17 protein-coding genes are annotated in these 20,758 nt (G+C 48.2%); 2 read left to right on the top strand and 15 right to left on the bottom strand.

The genetic code is table 11. The annotated features are described in order from the left end of the window. Positions 1 to 11: 11 nt before the first annotated feature. The 14 genes from QMO62_RS06175 to QMO62_RS06240 all read right to left on the bottom strand — a co-directional run bounded on the left by QMO62_RS06175 (position 12) and on the right by QMO62_RS06240 (position 15,006). Positions 12 to 1,160, bottom strand: a complete 1,149-nt coding sequence (locus tag QMO62_RS06175) for an enolase C-terminal domain-like protein (RefSeq protein WP_284639442.1) — start codon at positions 1,158 to 1,160, stop codon at positions 12 to 14. A 63-nt stretch (positions 1,161 to 1,223) separates the two neighbouring features. Beyond that, positions 1,224 to 2,105: a carbohydrate ABC transporter permease gene (locus tag QMO62_RS06180; RefSeq protein WP_284639444.1), complete on the bottom strand. Its 882-nt coding sequence runs from the start codon at positions 2,103 to 2,105 to the stop codon at positions 1,224 to 1,226. 26 nt (positions 2,106 to 2,131) lie between these two features. Continuing rightward, positions 2,132 to 3,091 (bottom strand): ABC transporter permease, encoded by a 960-nt coding sequence (locus QMO62_RS06185; protein WP_284639446.1) that lies wholly within the window; start codon positions 3,089 to 3,091, stop codon positions 2,132 to 2,134. A 172-nt stretch (positions 3,092 to 3,263) separates the two neighbouring features. After that, entirely contained in the window at positions 3,264 to 5,585 is a 2,322-nt protein-coding gene (locus QMO62_RS06190; RefSeq protein WP_284639448.1) for an AraC family transcriptional regulator, read from the bottom strand. 216 nt (positions 5,586 to 5,801) lie between these two features. Next, a complete protein-coding gene (locus tag QMO62_RS06195; RefSeq protein ID WP_372516651.1) occupies positions 5,802 to 6,353 on the bottom strand; it encodes a D-lyxose/D-mannose family sugar isomerase in 552 nt (183 codons plus the stop codon). A gap of 37 nt (positions 6,354 to 6,390) precedes the next feature. Then, positions 6,391 to 7,362 (bottom strand): D-2-hydroxyacid dehydrogenase, encoded by a 972-nt coding sequence (locus tag QMO62_RS06200; protein WP_284639450.1) that lies wholly within the window; start codon positions 7,360 to 7,362, stop codon positions 6,391 to 6,393. A gap of 22 nt (positions 7,363 to 7,384) precedes the next feature. Further along, entirely contained in the window at positions 7,385 to 7,954 is a 570-nt protein-coding gene (locus QMO62_RS06205; protein WP_284639453.1) for an aldo/keto reductase, read from the bottom strand. A 22-nt stretch (positions 7,955 to 7,976) separates the two neighbouring features. Continuing rightward, positions 7,977 to 8,441 (bottom strand): aldo/keto reductase, encoded by a 465-nt coding sequence (locus QMO62_RS06210; RefSeq protein WP_284639455.1) that lies wholly within the window; start codon positions 8,439 to 8,441, stop codon positions 7,977 to 7,979. 89 nt (positions 8,442 to 8,530) lie between these two features. Continuing rightward, positions 8,531 to 10,132, bottom strand: coding sequence for an extracellular solute-binding protein (locus tag QMO62_RS06215; RefSeq protein ID WP_284639457.1), 1,602 nt, complete (start codon positions 10,130 to 10,132; stop codon positions 8,531 to 8,533). A gap of 50 nt (positions 10,133 to 10,182) precedes the next feature. Next, positions 10,183 to 11,043: a carbohydrate ABC transporter permease gene (locus tag QMO62_RS06220; RefSeq protein ID WP_284639458.1), complete on the bottom strand. Its 861-nt coding sequence runs from the start codon at positions 11,041 to 11,043 to the stop codon at positions 10,183 to 10,185. Between the two features lie 12 nt (positions 11,044 to 11,055). Further along, entirely contained in the window at positions 11,056 to 12,024 is a 969-nt protein-coding gene (locus tag QMO62_RS06225; protein WP_284639460.1) for an ABC transporter permease, read from the bottom strand. Between the two features lie 3 nt (positions 12,025 to 12,027). Next, positions 12,028 to 13,116 (bottom strand): Gfo/Idh/MocA family protein, encoded by a 1,089-nt coding sequence (locus QMO62_RS06230; RefSeq protein ID WP_284639462.1) that lies wholly within the window; start codon positions 13,114 to 13,116, stop codon positions 12,028 to 12,030. Positions 13,117 to 13,138: 22 nt separating this feature from the next. Continuing rightward, positions 13,139 to 14,299: a Gfo/Idh/MocA family protein gene (locus QMO62_RS06235; protein WP_284639464.1), complete on the bottom strand. Its 1,161-nt coding sequence runs from the start codon at positions 14,297 to 14,299 to the stop codon at positions 13,139 to 13,141. Positions 14,300 to 14,319: 20 nt separating this feature from the next. Further along, positions 14,320 to 15,006, bottom strand: a complete 687-nt coding sequence (locus tag QMO62_RS06240; protein ID WP_284639466.1) for a GntR family transcriptional regulator — start codon at positions 15,004 to 15,006, stop codon at positions 14,320 to 14,322. Positions 15,007 to 15,369: 363 nt separating this feature from the next. Between QMO62_RS06240 and QMO62_RS06245 the strand changes: the two genes are divergently transcribed. Then, entirely contained in the window at positions 15,370 to 16,260 is an 891-nt protein-coding gene (locus QMO62_RS06245; RefSeq protein ID WP_284639467.1) for a helix-turn-helix domain-containing protein, read from the top strand. A 167-nt stretch (positions 16,261 to 16,427) separates the two neighbouring features. After that, a complete protein-coding gene (locus tag QMO62_RS06250; RefSeq protein WP_284639469.1) occupies positions 16,428 to 16,682 on the top strand; it encodes a hypothetical protein in 255 nt (84 codons plus the stop codon). 90 nt (positions 16,683 to 16,772) lie between these two features. On the opposite strand, the gene QMO62_RS06255 is transcribed toward QMO62_RS06250, so the two are convergent. Next, a complete protein-coding gene (locus QMO62_RS06255; RefSeq protein WP_284639471.1) occupies positions 16,773 to 20,672 on the bottom strand; it encodes an FIMAH domain-containing protein in 3,900 nt (1,299 codons plus the stop codon). Positions 20,673 to 20,758: the final 86 nt, after the last annotated feature.

Consider the following 20,758-nt stretch of genomic DNA (forward strand, 5'->3'; position numbering starts at 1 on the left):
CTTCTTGATGGTTACACGGACCAGCCCTGCTCTCGTACCTGCTTCTCGTAAAAAGCTTCATCAAAATGCAGTCCAAAGCCGGGGGTTTCTGGCAATGTTATGTGGCCTTCCTGGATGGTGAAACCTGACGTATCAATACCCGGAATTTGGGCTTCGTCCCATTCGACGAACATAAACCCTTCGATGGCCGGATAAGCTTGGGCGGAAGCATAGTTGCCGTAGAACCCGCCGTAATTGTGGGGAGCAGCCTTTACACCGCTTTTCGCGAGCCTTTTCGATAGGCCAATCCACTGGATGATGCCGTAATCCTTCAAATCATACTGTATGGCATCGATCAGTCCTTGCTCCGCCCATTCGACTATCGGTTTAGGCGCTAAGCCCTCTCCGTCGGTCAATAAAACATGGATATTTTGCTCGGCCATCCACTCCTTTAGATTCCGATACATTCGGTCATCCTCGTGGAACGCCTCCTCGAGCCATAGTAGCTTCGAGTGAGCGGTCTCCCTCAGCACCAGCTTAGCCAGGTTTACGTTATATCCGTTATTGGCATCGATGGAGAGATTACACTCCGGGCCTACAGCTTCCCTGATGCCATTGACAATAGCGATATCTCTCTTGGTGCCTTCCATGAGCTCCATATGCATCGCACCGCGCCCTACCTTGATCTTAAAGCCGCGAAAGCCCTCATGATAACCCTGCATGGCTTCCTCTTGAAGCAAGCGCACCGCATCCGCCTCTGAGCTGAGATGGAGATCGTCAAAATACAACGACGTATCATAGCATGGAACACGCAGAGGAGAAGCTATTTCCTGTTTGCTCAGCAGCTTATAGACCGGGATACCGCCAACCTGCCCAAGCCAATCCAGCAAGGGGAATTGAAGGCCGAGGAACCGGTCTTGGATCCATTGCTCCTCCGAGAAGATGTCGCCTATCGGGGTTCCGATCATAGCCTCTGCCGCTTCTCTGGATATGTTCGACCATCCGTAGCCGGCGATCCCGCCGATCGTAATGCGTACTGCAGGGAACCTGACCTCCTTGCCGTGTACCCCCAGTCTTGCATTGCAGCCCGCTAGTCGACGTCGTTCCCCTTGCATTCTCACCTGTTCGATTTTCTCAATGCGCCAGCTCTTGTTGAGGTCTAATTGACTGATCGTTTTCATGCGTTTCGGTCTCCTTTAGCAATGAAATTTATTTTTAGCAAACTCCCGTTTTTGAAGAGCTTGCTACCCTTTCACCGAGCCTAGCATGACACCTTTGGCAAAGTGCTTTTGCAAGAATGGGTACACCATGATAATGGGGAGTGTGGAAACGACAACAGCCGCCATTTTGATCGTTTGCGTCGGCAGCTGCTTATCGGACGCCATCTCCACCGCAGTCGCACCACCTACCGCCGTATCAGAGTCAATTAGCATGTTACGCAGTACAATTTGTAAGGGCACCTTGGTAAAATCGTTAATGTAGAGCACCGCACTGAAGAAGGTGTTCCAATAAGCTACCGCATAAAATAATCCGAATGCAGCCAGAGAAGCCGCGGACAAAGGAAGAATGATACGGAAATAGGTGCTTAGATCGTTACAGCCGTCAATCATGGCAGCTTCCTCGAGCTCCACAGGTATGCTATCAAAGAAGCTTTTCATAAGAATGACATACCAGCCGCTGGTTAAAACCGGGATGATTAGGGACCATATGCTGTTGATTAAGCCGAGATCTCTCACGAGCAAATAAACGGGGATGATTCCCGGATTAAACAAGATGGTAAACATAACCATAAACAGCATGATTTTTCTGCCGTGCAAGCGCTTCCGGGATAAACCGAAGGAGAAAGTTGAGGTAAGGATCAGACTCAGCAGCGTGCCTACCGTTGCCAGAAACGTACTTATTCCCGTGGCCCTAACGAAAGCCGAGGTGGACAGTAAATATTCGTAAGCACCAAGGCTCCAACGCTCCGGAAACAGTACAAATCCGTACTTATCGGCATACTCACTCGGTTCCGTAAACGAAACGATAAATACATAATATAAAGGAAACAAGGTGACGATGGCGATAACCACCAGTACAACAATGTTTACAGCGGTAAAAATGCGATCCCCGAGACTTTCCCCCATGGCTTAGGCCTCCTTTCCATCTCGGATTAATAAACGCCTTCCTGCCCAAATCGTTTGGCTGTCCAGTTAGCCCACACCACAAGCGCCAGACCAATAACCGACTTAAACAAGCCTACGGCCGTCGTATAGCTGAACTGCCCTTGTTGGATCCCATTGCGGTACACATACGTTTCAAACACATCGGCGACATTCGCCACTGCACCATTGGACATGAGGAACACTTGCTCGAAGCCGACATCCATGATGTGTCCGAGCCGCAGAATCAATAGAATGATAATGACATGGCGGATCCCCGGGAGCGTTATATGCCATATTTGCCGAATCCGGCTTGCACCGTCGATTTTGGCTGCTTCGTATTGCTGGGCATCAATGCCGCTCATGGCCGCAAGAAAGATAATCGTTCCCCAGCCCGTGTCCTTCCAAATATTTTGGATAGTCAGCAATCCCCAGAAATAGCTTTCGCTGGTCAGAAAGGCGATTTTCTGATACCCCATATACTCCAGAAGTATGTTTATGATCCCGCCGGATTGCGACAGCAGTAAAAACGTGATGCCCGCAATGATCACCCACGACAGAAAGTGAGGCAGGTAGACGATGGATTGAATGGTGTGCTTAAAATATTTATTACCGACCTCGTTCATACATAAGGCTAATACAATCGGCAGCGGGAAAAAAAATACCAGACTCAATAGGCTGATCATCATGGTGTTGCGAAACAACAGATAAAAGCTTGGATTCGTGAAGAACCGTTCGAAATGCTCGAGGCCGACCCAGGCGCTTTTCCAAACACCCATATAAGGGGAATAATCCTGAAAAGCGATGATAATTCCCCACATCGGGTAATACTTAAAGATCAAAAAATAGAGGATGCCCGGCAGAACAAGCAGATACAAATATTTGTCCCGCTTCAAATCGGACCATAACGGCCGTTTCTTTTTCTTCTTCGCGGCTGCATCCGGCACAGGCTCTGCCGCTTGGAGTTCCATATCCTTCCCTCCCTTGTTCGATAGTTGTATAATGGATCAGCTGATGTCCTCAATGTAATCGGTCCGCGTACGAACCTCAATAGAAATAAATTTTCGCGACAGCTCGAAAAATTTCCGGCGATCGTCTTTTTTTGTCTGGCTGAGAAAAAGCCCTTCACGTTCGTGTGAAGGGTCAAATTCGGGCATGCTTTTCGCGATATTGCCTGGGGGTCATACCTTCATTCTTTTTAAATAACCGGATTAGGTGGGAAGGCTGATAATGGAGAAGCTCCGCGATATCATTTATTTTCATATCCGTTGTTACAAGGAGCTCTTTACATTTTTCCAGCCTTAGCCGGATGACCGTGTCGATAAAGGTAACCCCATTCATTTCTTTAAATACCTTACTCAGCTTGGAGGAGCTCATCTGCAGCTCATCGGCGTACATCTCAAGCGATACATCGAGTAAAATATTTTGCTTGATCCGCTCCAGCAGTTGATCCATCGATTCTTTCAGCTCATTATCGTAAGCAATGGACAATTTCTTGACAAACGGTCTTATGATTTTCATTCGAAACCAATCCACCATCTGCTCTGGCTCCGATAACTGCATGAGCTGTTCATACAAATGAGCGCCTTCATACAAAGTATACAAATTCATTCCATGCTTGATGATCGTATCATGCAGAGATCCAAGCAGCTTCATCATTCCCTGATGCACCATCAGCTCCGTGCTGTTCTCGCTTTGCAATTCAACGATAAAGCGGCGGATTAATCGTACAGCTTCCTCCTCCAGCCCCAGACTGACAGCATGAACAATCTCCCGTTCCAGCTTCGTTGGAAATGGGTTATGACTTACCGTTTCCAGCATAAATCGGTTAATATCCAGCAGCTGGTTGGAGGAATGAAGATCCCGATACCGTAGTGCCTTCCTCGTATGTTCGAGAATGGCCGGCATCTCCACGAGCGAATCGGATATTTTACCGCTCACGATGGTAACCTTAAGCTTCAGTACATTATTCACTGCGGCAATGTAGTCATGGGATAGCTTGTTCAGCAAAGCCTTGATTTCGTCATTCCCAAGTCCATGCTCGAGAACGAAAAATGCGCCAACGGATAAATCCTGAAAGTTAACGATATAAACCATGCTCAGCCGCTCGGTGATCAGCTCATAGAAAATGTTGGAAGCGGCGAAGGTAATCAATTGATCGTCCCTTTCGGTGAATTTCCCACCCTTATCCGATAGGCCATGAAGCTGAGCCACGATAACTCCGAATCGCTTCTCCTCCAGCTCCCAGCCCAGCTGCTTCAGCTTGCTTGTAAGCTCACTCTCTGAATGATGATATAAATTCCCCTGCAAAAATTGCAGCAAGAAACTGTCCCGAAGTGCCGGTAACGATTGCTTGAGGCGCATTGATAGTGCCTGCTGCTCTTGCAGCTGCCGCTTCCATTGAGTTTCAATAAAAACGATCTCGTCCTTCTCATCCGCATGGTTTGTTTTGTTCCCATCAAATAACTTTTTAATTCTGAAGATAGGAGCATACATTTTGTTAGAAGCAAACCAGGATAACAGCAGCCCTATGGTAAGCCCTATCATGCTGATCCAAAGAATAAGACTGGATAAAAACGTTACCGGTGCGGTGATTTGAGTTACCGGTGTAGACGATACCACCGTCCATTTACTGCCCAGCTTGGAAATGGTCCCATAGGAAACATTGTAGCTTTGATGCTGCCAATCCCATTTGAACATCCCGCTGTTCGCCGGGGCATCCTCCTGAATTCGGCTTTTGAGCGCATCCTTCAAAGCTTGCTCCCGATTGCCCTCGCCGCTTCCTGAGGAGGTTAAGTATTCCCCATGCTCGTTAAATAAAAAGGCAATGCCCCCTCTAAAGGCAACCTTTTGAACCATGGTATTGAGCATAGTCTGGTCCAAATAAATAATGAAGACGCCGAAAGAGCCATGCACCTCGCCTCCGGGAAGCTTGATGATGATTGCTTTATTTTGCGTATCGGGCAAATTGATTTTTTTCAGTGAATAGTTCCAATAAATCGTCTTCTCGTTGTCCAGCAAGGCGTTGAAAGCCCTACGGTCCTCTTCCGAGCGTAAGGGATGAAAGCCGGCCTCGTCTCCGATCAAGCGATCGGAATTACGTACGTATAGCCCCACGCTATTAATAAGCAGGTTCGATTCCGTAATCAACGAAAGCGACTTCATCAGCTCAAGGGTTGTGGGAAATTCCTGAACAAAGTCGATCCGAAGACGGTCATCCCAGCTGCGGTCAAAGGCTAATCTTACGACGGATCGCTCTAAATGCGTCATATAGTCGGTCAATTGCTGAATGGAGAGGTTCAGTTGGTTCTGATACGCTTTATTTACTTCGTCTTCAATACGGGGCGTTCCGACAACATAAAGAATGACACCAATAAAAGCAATAGGAATGGAAGTAATCAGAAGAACAAGTCCGAGACTTTTCCAAAAAATAGATCCCCTAGCTTTACCTTTTGCATCGCTCATGGTTACCATCACATCCCGGTACAAGATTGACGATAATGGAAGATTACTATTACTATACGTGGATTCTTGTATTTTCATGAGCCTGTCCCGTGGGAACACACAAAAAAAGACTCCTTGGAATGATGTTAATGGATCCGCGGCGCTGGCAGGCAAATGGATCCGCAAACAAACCAAGGTGAGAACGAGGTTTTTTCTGCTTATTAGAAGTCGTGTTGGTTAATCGTTCAAAATTACAGGGGTTCGCTGAATGTGAGGGTCGGTAAAGATGTCGAATTCATCCCGGCTTGTACTGGAAAATTCGGATACAATGGCACCGGTATCCGCTGCTTGAAACCAGTGAAGAGTTCCCGGTTGAATGGTGTATTGCTGGCCCGGCAGCAGCTCGATTTCATGAAACACGGTATAATATGGTTCGCTCTGAGCGGGAATATTCGCTTGAATTGGCTTCGTCGCTTCCCCTTCCACATAGAGAAATACTTTTCCCCAGCGGCAACGGAAGGTCTCCATTTTGCCGGGGTCATTCCCTACCGGCGGATGGAGATGCTCCGGACAGGTTTGCCCCGGAAATAATACTAGATCCTTCGCGCAATAGCGGTCGTTATTTATATATGTAATCAATTCCAACCCTTGCTGCGGCAGATCGTTCAGCCCGAAGCATGCGACCTCGATTTGCTTTTGCTCCTCGGGCGTCAGTACAATTCCTGCTGCACGTAACAGCTCTACGGTCCGCTGCTGGGCTGCAACGACTTCACTTTTTTTAAGCGCCACTAGGGATCACCTTCCTATTAGAATGAGTTATTTGAAGCTAATATCCAGCCTTGCGATCAACAAGATTCAGCAAAGGCTCATTGGCAAGAAAGCGCTCTATATTTTGACGGAACAACTGGACTCGCCGCTCCTCCTTTCGGGGGGAAACGCCTACAGAGTGAGAGGTGATGATCACATTGGGAAGCTTCCACAGCGGGTTAGCTGCGGGTAGAGGCTCTACTTCCGTTACATCAAGTCCTGCAGCTAAAAGATGACCATTTTGCAGTGCTTCTGTGAGCGCGCGCTCATCTATGGTAGGACCTCGGCCAACATTGATTAGTACCGCTCCTTTTTTCATGTGGGCAATTCTCTCCGCACTAAGGAAGCCCTTCGTCCCTTCGGTTAAAGGCAGTGCGAGGAACACATAATCTGATACGGCCAGCACCTCATCGACATACTCCTCCGTATATAGTCTGTCTACATATGCCGGACATGGCGAAGCGACTCGTTTGACTGCAAGCACGCTGGCACCGAAGGCCTTCACACGCTTTGCTATTTCCATTCCGATGTCACCTAGCCCAATGACCGCGGCTGTTGAGCCATCAATCTCCAGACTGTAAGGATTTCGCCGCCATTGTTTCCTCTGTTGCTGATCGAAGTGAATCGGCAGCTGCCTGGCGATAGCAAGCAGTAGAGCTAAAGCGTGCTCCGCACCGGGAACCCCAAAGACTCCGCTGGAATTGGTAATTTGCACTTCCTCGCGCAATGCGGACCTGCCGCTCGTATACCCATTGGCACCTGCACTCGGCAGCTGGATCCACCGGAGCAGCGGCAAGGAACGCAGCTGCTCGTCATCCGGCCAGCCGATGAAAGCCTCTGCATCCTTGAGCTCTTCCACCCGGTCTGCGAACTCCTCCTTGCGGAGATCCATCATGCATACTGTAGGAAACTGCATCCGCAAGGATTCAACAAGCACATCATCCGGGTCAAAGTCGCCTGATCGGCATAATACCACCTTCGTCTGCTTCATTCACCAAGCCTCTTTTCGATGATTATTTAAACCGGTAGGCACGAGGCTCACGAAACCAGAAGCTGCCGTCCTGAGAAAAATCCTTATAAGGATTCGGACAAATCTGATCGATCACCTTCAGCTCTTCGTCCCCCAGCTTCACTTCAAGCGCCCCCAAATTATCCTGGAGCTGCCGCTCGTTTCGAACTCCTATGACAGGGATCACGTCTTTTCTGCGCAGCAGCCATGCCAAGGCAAGCTGCCCCAGCTTGATTCCCATTGCATCTGCCAGTTGTGCGAGCCGTTCAACCGTTTCGAACTTGGCACGGTTTTCCGGTAAATCCGGGTTCATGCGCTCTCCGCGTGAATCTGCAGGCAGCGGCTGCCCGGCCCGATACTTACCCGAAAGCCAACCCCCGGCGAGCGGTGAGTAAGCCAGTGTTGCGAGCCCGTGTCTTTCGCAGGCGGGCAGTATTTCCTGATCAATATATCGATTAAATAAATTATATGACGGTTGATTCGTAATGAACCGTTCCAGATTCAATTTCTCGCTCACCCATAACGATTCCACAATTCGCCAAGCCTCGAAGTTCGAACATCCGATGTACCGCACCTTTCCCTGCGAAACAAGATCGTCAAGTGCACGAAGCGTCTGGATCCAGAGGGGTGTGCGGATCGGGACGGTGCACCTGATACAAGTCTATGTAATCGGTATTCAATCTCTTCAGGCTCGCTTCAACCTGCTTCATAATGCGGTAGCGGCTGGCACCTTCGCCATTGGGTCCCTCGGATGTTCGCACTTTAAACTTCGTGGCGACAATCACACGATCCCTTCGGCCTTTTAGGACTTTGCCGATAATTTCCTCGCTGGTACCCCGGCCATACGTATCCGCCGTATCCAGGAAATTAATCCCGGCATCAAGCACACGCTCAATAACGGCCAGCGAGCTGGCTTCATCCATTTCCCAATCGCCATAAGTCATCGTTCCCAAGCAAAATCGCGAAACCTGCAGCCCGCTTCTTCCCAAATAGACGTAATCCATAAGCCCTCCCACATTCAGTCGTAGTTTGGCAAGCTTTTCGCCATACATAGTAATCATAGGCTTATTTTTTATGGGATTCAACAAAAAAGAAGCAAAATGCGGATTCTGCTTGATGGAACCCGCATTTTGCTTTAGAGCCTGCTTACTTATTTACCATTTTGGGCCTTATAATTTTTTACATACTCGTCTTGAACTGCCTGACCACCCTGACTCATGTACTGCTGAACCAATGTTTTGTACAGGCTATCCACTTCAGCTGGTTTAGCAACAATTAGCTTTGCAAGCATTTGAGCTGAAAGATTCTTAAGCTCCGTGTTGTTCTTTGCATCAGCCGCATTCGGCAATGAATAGAAGTATGTCGTATAATAGTCCACCATACCTACCTTTAGAGCGTTCTCTACCTCCTTCTCATACCCGGGGTAACCTGCGGAAATGGCTGCATTATTTTTCTGCTGATCACCAAGCTCGATACCGTTTGTAAGGATGTCATAGTCTAGGTTATTAGCAACGGTCATCATCTTATCGCCGGAATTTGTTGTTCCTGTCTGTTTGGGAACACCATTAACCATGTTGTAGTCGACACCTTCCTGACCGTTCTGGAGGAAGAGGGTTACCTTGGGGTCAGCCATCCAGTTAAGGTATTGTATGGCAAGGTCAATATTTTTACTTGATTTAGGAATAATGATATACATTCCATTGGGGCTGTACCCGTTCTTAGGATGTTTACCTGCGTCATTCTGCCAGGGGTCAATAGGAATAAGCTGAGCACCAGGAACGTTCTTTGTAAGGTTGGCCAAGGTTCCGGGAGCTGTCCTGTACGGGCCATCCCAGTTCGTCTGGAATGCCCCGACTTTGCCATTGGAAATATCTGCGTCAAGCAATTTTCCATCCTTGTCGGTTGCGAAATTCGGGCTGATCAAGCCTGCATTGTACATCTTGTTCATATACTGAACCGCTTTATCAAACCCCGGCATATTCCAGTTCGCCAGCCAGCTAGGCTGCGGCTGAAGTGTAGCAAACTGTTCTTCAGTAAGATTGGATGGTCTAAAGGCTTCCGGTACATAGCCAAGCCCTGGATTTAAAGGCTGAAGGGAATAACCATAAGGAATGACTCCGCTTACATTACCAGGGTTCTTCTCTTTGAATGCAACCATGGTGTTATAGAACTGCTCCGGTGTAGTAGGAACAGGAAGTCCCAGCTTATCGAGCCAATCTTTACGGATAAACGTATTTGAACCTGCCAGAACCGTTCTCTTGCCCGGTATAGCATATTGCTTGCCGTTAAATTTCCCATACTTCAATACATCATCGCCAAGATACTTTGTAAGGGTTGGTCCATGCTGCTTGAGAACGGAATCAAGCTCCGCCAATCCACCCTGCTGTACATAATTATAAACAAGACCCGTGTTGTAGGTGAAGGAAATGTCAGGTGCCTGGCCGGCTGCCATCAATACGTTTAACTTGTCTACCTCCTGGGCTCTAGGTACGGAAACAAAGTTGACTGTGGCATTAAACTGCTTACCGAAATTATCGTTGATATACTTTGTCCAGAAGTTATTATTCAAATCCGGCTGTCCGGGTTTGCCTCTGTCGAAAACTTCAACGGTTAATGTTCGATGTTCTTTTGTAGAACCTGCTGTACCACTTGGTGTGCCGCTTGGCGAATTACTCGTACAGGCAGCCAATGTAGATGCAAGGGTTAGCGCTGCCAAAGAAACATGGATAGATCTTTTTGCTTTTGACTTCAAGGGGACCACTCCTTTTATAAAGTTAATATTTGCAAATCTGTTTACACATATCAGCCTTTAACAGCGCCGATCATAATGCCGGATACAAAGTATTTCTGGAGCCACGGATACACTAGAAGAATCGGAACGGTGCCAAACATAATGCTTGCCGCCTTCAATGCCTCCGAAGGCAGATTCACATTGACATTCTCGCCGGACATTTGCTGCGAAATATTGATGACATTATAGAGCTTAAGCTGAATCGTATACAGGTCCTGGTCTGTAATGTAGAACAGAGCATCCTGAAAATAATTCCACCTGAATACGGCATACAGTAAACTGACTGTAGCAAGTGCCGGCTTGGAAAGAGGCAGTACAATCTTAAGCAAAATCTGCAGCTCGTTGCATCCGTCGAGGTGTGCAGCTTCCTCCAGGCTCTCCGGAAGGCTCTGGAAGAAAGATTTCAATATGATCATATAGTAAACACTCATCATACCCGGAAGAACCAGTGCCATTGGAGTGTTCAAAAGACTCAGGTTCTTTATATTCAGATAATCCGGAATCAATCCTCCGCTAAAATACATGGTAAACAACATGATTAGCAGTAAACCATTTCTACCCTTAAGTCTTTTTTTGGTCAACGGATACGCCGCCAATATGGTAACGGTCAATGCAAGGAGCACAAACACAGCCGTCAGGATCACCGTATAGAACAAGGAGTACAGCATACCGGCATCCCCGAAGACAACTTTATAGGCTTCTATATTAAAGTCTATGGGATAGATGGTAACCGCATGGGATATAATCGCCCTATTCGAGCTAAGCGATTGCGAAAGAATATAGAGAAAAGGAACCAGGCATATAAAAACAGCAATTAAAACAATACATGCCGCCGTATAATCAATGATTCTATTTTTTACATTTTGCGACATACCGGTACCCCCTTACCATATTCCGTCTTCGCCTAATTTGCGGGAAATGAAATTGGAAGTTAACAGGAAAACTAAGCAAATTACAGACTGGAATAGACCTACAGCCGCACCAACCGAAAAGTTCGCGGATTGAATACCTACACGATAAACATAGGTACTGATAACGTCGCCAAAATCCATGACAAGGTTATTTTGAATGTTGAATGGACGGTCGAAGTTAATAGCCATAATATTACCGAGCTGTAGGATCAGAAGGATCACAATGGTCGGTCTGATGCCCGGTAATGTAATATGCCAAATCTTCCTGAATCTTCCCGCTCCATCCGCTTCAGCCGCTTCATACAGCTGCTTGTCGATTCCCGTCATTGCAGCAAGATACAAAATGGTCCCCCATCCTGCGTTCTGCCATACTCCAATAAGTGAATACGTTGCAACCCATGCGTATTTGTTCGTGAGGAACGGTAACGGTTCACCACCCATATTAGTAATTAAGGAGTTTACCATCCCTGTGGGAGAGAGCAGCTGAGCAACCATTCCGCCGATAATAACCCAGGAAAGGAAATGCGGCAGATACAATATGGTCTGGCTTACCTTTTTAAACTTATTCCATACCAGCTCATTAATTAAAATCGCCAAAAGGATCGGCGCTGGAAACCCAACGAGCAAATCCAAACCGTTAAGCACCAACGTGTTTCTAACAACCTGATAAAATTGGGGAGATGAAAAAATTTGCTCGAAGGTCGCAAAATGATTCCACGGACTCATGCTGACGCCCTGAAAAATGTTGTAATCCTTAAAAGCAATCTGTATGCCATACATGGGGGCATATTTAAATGTGAATATATAGGCAACAGGGATAATCAACATCAGGTAAAGGATGTAATCCGCTTTTAAATAGTAAAACAATCCTTTCTTTTTTTTCAGTGAAATTAGTGCGCTTTCCTTCTTATCCAGGGCAAGACTGCTATTTATTGCTTTCATAAGCTACAACCTCCAAGCGCCTTCAATCAATCTGGCATCGCGCTGCGCCGTCAGGCAAAGCTCCGCCGCTTTAAAGGCATGCTCCTGCGTCATCGCGATCTCCGTGCGGTTCAGGCAGTCCATAATCAGTTCCCCGAAAAACGGATATCCTATCTTCCCTTTTACGTTGAAATAATGCTCGCCCTCATGATTAACGAGGTACACGTGCCCGCCGCCTTTTTCTCTGGCTATATCCACGTATTTGCGCAACTCAATATATCCGTCGGTTCCAAGAATAATGGTACGGCCGTCCCCCCATGTGCTGAGGCCGTTCGGGGTAAACCAATCGACACGGAAGTATCCCGTGGAACCGTTGTCGCCCACCAGGTTGCAATCGCCGAAATCCTCGAACGTCGGAAATTGCTTATGGTTATAATTGGCCACCTGGCTGTTCACCACTTTCGCGTCCTTGGAACCTGTGTAGAACAAAAATTGCTCGCATTGGTGGCTGCCGATATCGCAAAGTATGCCTCCGAATTGCTCACGGTTAAAAAACCAATCCGGTCTGGACGGCACGTTGATCCGGTGCGGACCATATCCACTGACCTGCAGTACGCGGCCGATCGCGCCCCGCTCAATCAATTGCCCGGCATAAACCGCGCTTTCTACATGTACTCGCTCGCTGTAATAAACCGCGTACTTCAAGCCGGTCTCCTCAGCTTTTTGCCGGGCCTGTTCCAGCTGCGCGAGCGTAGTAAACGGCGCTTTATCCGTAAAGTAATCCTTTCCGTGCGACATGACGCGCATTCCCAAGTCACAACGTTCCGATGTGATGGCCGCGCCGGCAACCAGCCTCACATCCAGATCCTGAAGCACCTCCTGTTCGGATCTTGCCGCCTTGACCTCAGGATACGTTTCAAGGAATTTATTCACCTTGGCCGGGTCCGGGTCGTACACCCATTTCAACTGTCCGCCGGCTTCGATAAGCCCGTTGCACATTCCGTAAATGTGCCCGTGATCGAGACCGACCGCCGCAAACGAAAAGTCGCCCTGTTCACAAACCGGGGCCGGCTTTCCCTGAGGTGCGTAATTCATGCCGTCTTGTGCTTGCATAGCCTTCATCTCCTGTTCGGTGTTATTTCTTATAATCGCTGCCGAGCGTAATCTCGTTCTTCGAGAACGAAACTACCGACGAGGTCTTCTCGTAAAAATGCGGAGCGTTCGCGAGCAAGCTGTCTCTCGAATAGAACACGCTGTCCTTGGGTAAAGGGAGGCTTACACTCTTGCCTGTAGCCGCCGCTTCATAGATGGCCGTGATCAGCTCCAGTGTTTTGCGTCCCTCGCAGCCGTCAATTAGCACGTTCAGCGAGTCGTCTTCAATTGCCTTCATCACATCGTCGATTTGTCCGGCGTGCCTGGAATACGGAAGATCCGCCATGCTTTTGTAAGTGGCCTCAAGCTCCTCCTCGAGCGCATTGTTCCGAATCGGGAATCCGTTTTCCTTGGAGGTGGATGCATAAACCTTCCAGGGTGCGGAAATTCTTGCCTTCTCCCCTTGGAATATAAGCTGCTGCTCCTCTCCGTGATGCACGACAGAGCTTGTAATTTGCGCCAGGCTTCCGTTTCCGTAAGAAAGAATGGCTATGGAAATGTCCTCGACTTCCGCGTTATCATGCGACGTATTGCTCATCACTGCATGGACTTTGTCCGGCATCCCCATCATCCACTGCAGCATGTCAATATGATGAACGGCGTGGTTTAGCGTACAGCCGCCGCCCTCCTTTTCCCAAGTGCCTCTCCACCACAGATCGTAATAGCAGTGCCCTCTCCACCAGTAGGAATCGACTTGTGCATGTACGATTTTGCCCAGCTTTCCGGTGTCGAACGTGCGCTTTAGCTTCATGATCGGATCCCTGAACCGATTTTGCCCGACTACGGACAAAATGCGTTTCGACTCTGAAGCCGCCTCCAGCATCCGGTCGCATTCCTCCAAGGAAGAAGACATCGGCTTCTCTACCAATACATGCATTCCCGCGCGCAAAAAGTCGATTGCGATTTGAGCATGCGTATACGGAGGGGTGCAGACCGACACCAGATCGATATCGCTGTCCAGCAGCTGGCGGTAGTCTTGTTCGACCCGGCAGTCGAGCTGAAATTTCTCTTTATACCGGACGGCCTTTTCCTCGTAAATGTCGCATAACGCAACGACTTGACATCTTCCCCTAAACGAGGTCACATACGCCTCCAGATGCGAGTTTGCAATACCGCCGGTACCGATAACAGCCACTTTCAACATCGTCTTTCACTTCCTTAGATTTATTTGAAAAATTTGGCATACTTCTGTGTTAAATTTTCCTTTTCAATCATTACCAGTTCCAAATGATCCCTTATCATGTTTTCCGCTTGGTCGGGATCCTTCTCCTTGATGGCGCGAACAATTCCATGATGCTGGGCAAGGATGATTTGCCAATCGGAATCGGAAGCAAGCCGTAAAAAACGGATGCGATTGTCATGTGTAGACATTTGCTGAATTAGTCTCCAGGTACGGGCCCGGCCGCAGCCGATCATTATCGACTTGTGAAACTCTTCATCGAGCTCAAACAGCCGCCCGTAATTCTTTTCGGACTCGCACAATTCCTGCATCGAGACAAGATTTTGCAGATGAAGCACCTGTTCCTTGCCGAGCAGCTCACATGCTTCCCGAACAACGGCGGACTCCAATGTTTTTCTGACAAACCGTGATTCTTCCGCATGCTGCAAATCGATAAGTGATATGATGGAGCCCTTCTGAGGGGTGGTGGCGATCAATTCCTCCTGAGTGAGTTTAACCAACGCTTCTCGAATCGGCGTCCTGCTCACTTGAAGCATTTCGACCAGTTCTTTCTCCGAGATAAACCGCCCCGGATCGAGTCTCAGCTCCATAATGTTTTTCTTCAAGGTATCGTAAACAAAATCCCGTATGAGTCCTCTCTTGTCTCTTAACGCGTTAATCTGAATACTCATAAGACCCTCCCGCCATCGGAAAAACGAGCCGTATTCATCCTACAAGCGCTTACAAAAAATTCGGGAAGATTAGTTACCCTACTGTACCGGCTTGAGGGGAGTGAATCGGATAGCTTTAGTTTGCTTAACCCGCCTTCCTCATTGCATGGATTCATTCCTCCAGCCACCCTATGCTGATGAATACTTGGGGATTCATTTTGTGCTGCCTTTGGCTGTTGATAATACTAACATACCACCACAACAATGGTGTTGACGATGCGCTAATCGCGAAAAACATTTACCCATTTCTTGCATTTCCTTCCACATGAAAGCGCTGTATAATGGATATAGGAATAGAACAGATGAACAAGGGGGACGTATACGATGTCTGAAATGATCGCCGATTCCGTTGAGCTGGGCAGGCTTCCCGACGTTCGAATGTCCCTTCATCTGATGGGGCTGCATGTACGCGAGGTGGGTTCCCGGTGGACCTATCCGTCTCATGAACACCCTATGTACGAGCTTCATTGGATGATCGAAGGAGACATGCAAATGGTCGTTGAGGGCCAGATTTACGATCAAAAAAAGGGAGACCTGCTTTTCATACGTCCGGGAATCACCCATTCGTGCAAGTCGGCAGGCTCACATGGCTTCACTTATTTTTGCGTTCATTTCAGCGTGGCCGATCCCGCTTTCTCCAAGGAGCTGGAGCGCCATCAAGCCGTTTGCTACGAAGCTTCCTCTCCCCTCGTCAAGGAATTAGCCCCCGTCCTTACGGAATTATTCAATCTTGCAACCGGAAACAGAAGTCTTTCCCTTTCCGCCGCAATAAGCATGAAGGTGTACGCAGCCGTGTTTGAGCTTCTGAGAACGTTGGTGGAGCAGCTGTCCCAAACCGACAGCGTCGTGCTTACGAAAAAGGAATTATTGGCCGGCCGCATCGCCCAATATATTGAGGATTCGATCCGTAGCAACCTGCTTCATGGCCAAATGGAAGACAATGAAAGAACATTCGTGCAGGATATAGCCGAAACCTTAAAATTGAGTCCGTCCCAGGTGAATCGAATATTTCAACACGTTTACGGGAAAGCTCCCCGCCAATATATGTCGGAAATTTTGTTAGGTGAAGCACAGCGCTTATTGCTTCAGACAGACCTGTCTATAGATCATATAGCCATGATGCTCGGGTATAAAACAAGCGCCCACTTCAGCCGCCAATTTAAGCGCTGGACCGCCATGACCCCAAGCGGGTACAGAAGCAGCGCAGAGCGTTAAAGCCCGGCAAAGCGTACATGGCCCCTTTTCCACCGCTGTACACTTTAATGGGGTCTATACTTCTGGGTCGAAACGTTCACGACTCTTCCATCTATACAAAGCTTATTGAAATAGGTAAAATCATACAAAGGGGGGTGTTACAAATCGATCTAGAAGGATTCCTAAATATGAGTATGCTGGTGCTGGCACTAATCATATCTATAGGTTTTGTGTTAATTAAAGTTAAGAAAATCCCAAAACGATCCACTTTACTACTGCAATCGCTTGGATTGGGAGTTATTGTTTTTGCAGCTGCATCCTTAGTATCGCTTTTCATATTCACCGATGCATTAAATTTAGTTATGGTGTGGATTATATACGCTTTAGCTTACATAGTAAGCAGTTTGATTAACGTTGGGATCATTGTCTTTAAGAAACGTTAACCAAACCAAAACGGAACGCCTGTTCGTCATTGTCACAGAAGAGGACCGCTTCTCCCCTGCACACCGTCAGGATGAAGCGGTCCTCTGTTATTATTGTTTTAACAAAGCATTCCCCTTACTGTTAAGTGTGCTTATGGCGGAAAGGGAAATATGCTCGCTCATGGCTTCATTGTTCAGATGTCGGAGGAAATCCTCCACATGCTTCCTAGTCTTATCCAAATCGCCTTTGATCCTTTGGTGCTCCGCTTGCTCCAGCTGGTTGCTCAGCTGCACGGCCAATGGACCGCGAAGTTCGCCGGACGCTACGAAGCGATTCGTCCAGAAATGAATGACCGATAAGTTGACTTTGGTTTGAATGGTCAAGGCTGGACTTGGCTCCGAATAAGCTCCTGTTTGGTCATTGGCAATAGTGAATAAGGTGTATTCGGTATCGGGCTCCAAATTCGTTAACATGTAGACGGAACCGGCTACCGTTGCACTCGGCATACCGTTCATGTAAACATCGTAGGTGACGGTGCGATTCCCTCCGATACGAATCGGATCCCAAGCTAGAGCAATGCTCGTATCCGTTACCTCGGCAGCTCTCAAATTCTGCGGAGCGGGAAGCAGGTTAGCGGTGGTGAAGGACCACAGATCAGAGATACTTTGCCCTCCGAATCCATCCTGGACTGCTGCATACCAGAAGTAGGTTTGTTTAGGATCCAGGTCATTCCAGCGGACTTCCGCCGATTGACCGCTGCTTACGCTCTGTGGGTTGCCGATTAGCTCCTTAGAATACACTTTGACTTCGATGGAGTCGGTGGCCACCCTTTTGACCTGCGGTGTCAAATCAACGCTCAAGGTGAACTCATCCTTGTTCGGATATTGAACCGGATCGTAATAATTGTAATCGTCCTTATACGGGGAGTATGTCTTCACTTCGACGGTACCGGTGCCGGGATCAAACGTGAACAGCTTCATATATCCGTCCCCGCCCTCTCCAAGCTCCTGATAGTCGGAAAGAATCTGATAAACCGTCCGCTCCGGCGTACCGTCCCCATTGTCATCCACCTTCACAGTATTAAGGGCGGAGCCGGTATAATGTCCGCTGATCACCATAAATACGTTAGGATTCGGCTTCACCACCTGATGAAACAGCATTTGTCCCGTAGCCGAAATTTGTCCGTTCGCGAGTACATAGTCGTGAAAGCCCAGAATGGCCTTGCGGTCCGAGTGCTCCGACAACACCTTATTTAGCCACTGGACTTCCTCAGGACCGATTCCCCAGCCCATATAAGCCAAGATATAATCAACGCCTCCCGCTGAAATCAAATCATAATGGCCTCGATTATCCTTATAAGACTCACCGTAAAACGGTTTGTCCTCGAAACGGCTTGCTCCGAAATATTTGGAATACATGGTGTAGTCATTCGTAGGAGAAACATCATGGTTTCCGGCAATAACACCGTACGGAATGCCGGCGTCTTCCAGCACCTTCATGGCCCGGTCTGCATTAGCCCATTGATAATCCTGGTGAAAATTCTCAACGAGGTCGCCGGTATGAAAAACGTATTTCACTTGGTTTTCTTCGGCATGATCGCGGATCCAATTTACTTGAGAATCGAAGATGTGGGAGAAGGTTTGTGAATAAAATTGGGTATCCGGAAGCCAGACAAAAGAGTACTTTTCGGAACCGCTGTTATCCAGCTGATCCTGCACGATAAATTGTACTGTGCGATCCTTTACATACTCCTGCGCCGTTACCGTGCCCTTAAGCACGAAGCTTTCTTCTGAGATCGAGGTGCGTGAGTCGAGAGCAATCCAACGGCTTTTGGAATAATTCCAAGCATATAATGTAACTTTGCGTCCGGGCAGAGAACGGCCTTTCCAAGCAAGCTGAACCCTATCCTCCTGCGAGTAATGATCTTCCAGTTTCACTTCGTACCTAAGGTATGGAAACTGCCTTGTCGAATCATTGGTTAGAAAGGACCCGTCAGCTAACTTAACCGACGTCAGCTCTTCTTCAGTTAACCGGTGCTCACCGGGAATATATAATCCTACGGGTGGCTCCGTATCCGATGCGCCGGAGAAGACGGTTACATGCTCCTGGACATCCGCTCCATACCGGTACCCTCGGAAGAAGGACACCTGAAGCGGGTCTTCCGTCGGATCCTGAACCTTCACTTGCAATGCAGTGTTCAATTTGACGTCTACGGCTCCGTTCGCTGGAGATACAGCCTCGGGACGGTAAGGATGCTCCTCTACACTCGAGAATCGTACCGTCTTTTCACTCTTATTCCCCCGTTGATCGTAAGCCGTTATGGTTAAGGTATGAGAGCCTGGCGTCAGCTCGGCGGATGACGTCTGATGCGGCAATGAGATCTTTTGTCCGTCTAACGTAATCTCTGAGCTGCGAACCTCGGAAACCTCATCGGTTATGGTTCCGTTAATCAGAATCGAGCCCTTATAGGATTTACCTTCTATTAATGAGGTCTGGATGAAGGGCCCGTGGTTATCAACCCGAACGGTAGCTTCCGCCGTTAACCGATCCGACGCCGTTACGGTTACGCGATGCGGACCATCGGAAAATGCAGTTGTATCCCACTTGTATACAGCAGAGCGGGCTTGCTCTTTGGAGATGGTGAAGGTGAAATCCACGACCGGAAGGAACCTTCCATTATCCCCCATGTCCAGAACCGTCGACGGATTGCTGTATTTCGGATCTCTCAGCATCGTACCGTCCGCCAGCAGCAGCCTCACGTTACGCACATCGAAATCGTCCAAATTTTCCTTAGAGGAGCCATCATACGGCGCGGTAAAGGAACCGGCAACGAGGGATATCCGATTCGCACCTTCGACGATTCCATCCACGGGGACCATTACCGTTTTATACCCGCTGACGCCGTAATCAAATTGATGAACGACGGTATCATTGTGTTTCACCACATTCTTATAATTTCTGTCTGCTCCGTTGGCATCGAAGGCAAAGTAGGCTTTATGCTCCAAACCTCTTTTCACAGGAGCCATCTCATTGCCGTCAATCGTAATCTTCAGGGAATCCGGCTCGGAGCGGGAATCCGTACCTTTCACCCACTCCGTTCCTGTTATGTACCGGTTTTCCTCCATATTGACTCTGGGACTGACAGAACTGTTCTCAATACTTGCCGTAAATAGTTCAGTGGTCGTTTCGTTAGATCCGTCCGAAGCCGTAAAGTAATATTCAATCGATTTGCTGCCCAAGATCTGCAAGCCGTCAAGAGTATACCGGTAAACGGATCCCGAACCCTGTCCCTTTAACTGAACCTTCGTAAATGCGGTCTGCCGGTCAGTTTTGTAGTGAAGGCTGACGGTTTTGAGCAAGGAGCTATCCTCCGCTTTTACAGCGAACTCAATAGGGGAAGCAGGCTCTGCCTTCGATCCGGTTTGATTAATCAGCAGTGGCGGCGTCGTATCCTCAGGCTGTACCTGTAAGGATGGCGGCACCTGTCCGGGATCGATTGTTCCCGGTGTCGCCCGGACGGTTCTGGAGCTGATTTTTACCATTTGGTTCGTGCCATCCTCCGGATATCGATATACTACACCCATATCGCTCTGGGTATCGTCCACCCCGAGGTTATAGGCTGCACTGACGAGTTCATGCCCCGTATTCGTTGCCACTACAATCCAACGGGTTCGACCGCTATGCATGCCTGCGCTTATTCGCACGACATCCCGGTTCAGCACCAGACTGCTTCCGTAATGCGCATTGAAGTCATCTATCGTAACGTTTGCATTATTTGCGTTTTTCAGCCAAAATAAAAGCGTTTTCCCCGGCTCCAGGATGACGCTTTCCGGTTCATGGTTCCAAATCGCATCGCTTTCATTACCGTTCGGGTATCGGTAAATAATTTTATAATCCTTAAGATCCATAGGACGGTTCGAATTATTGTAGATTTCTATGTATTCATAAGCATCATCAGAGCCGCTGCTTCCTTGTATGTCTACGGAATCAGGTAGTATCTCAGTAATCAATACAGGTGGCGGACTAAGTCCGGAATCTGTACCGGCGGCAATGATACGATCTTCTGCGTAAACGGAAATGCCGCCTACCGGAACGA

It is taken from the genome of Paenibacillus silviterrae (genome assembly GCF_030167925.1).
In the GTDB taxonomy this organism is placed as follows: domain Bacteria; phylum Bacillota; class Bacilli; order Paenibacillales; family NBRC-103111; genus Paenibacillus_G; species Paenibacillus_G silviterrae.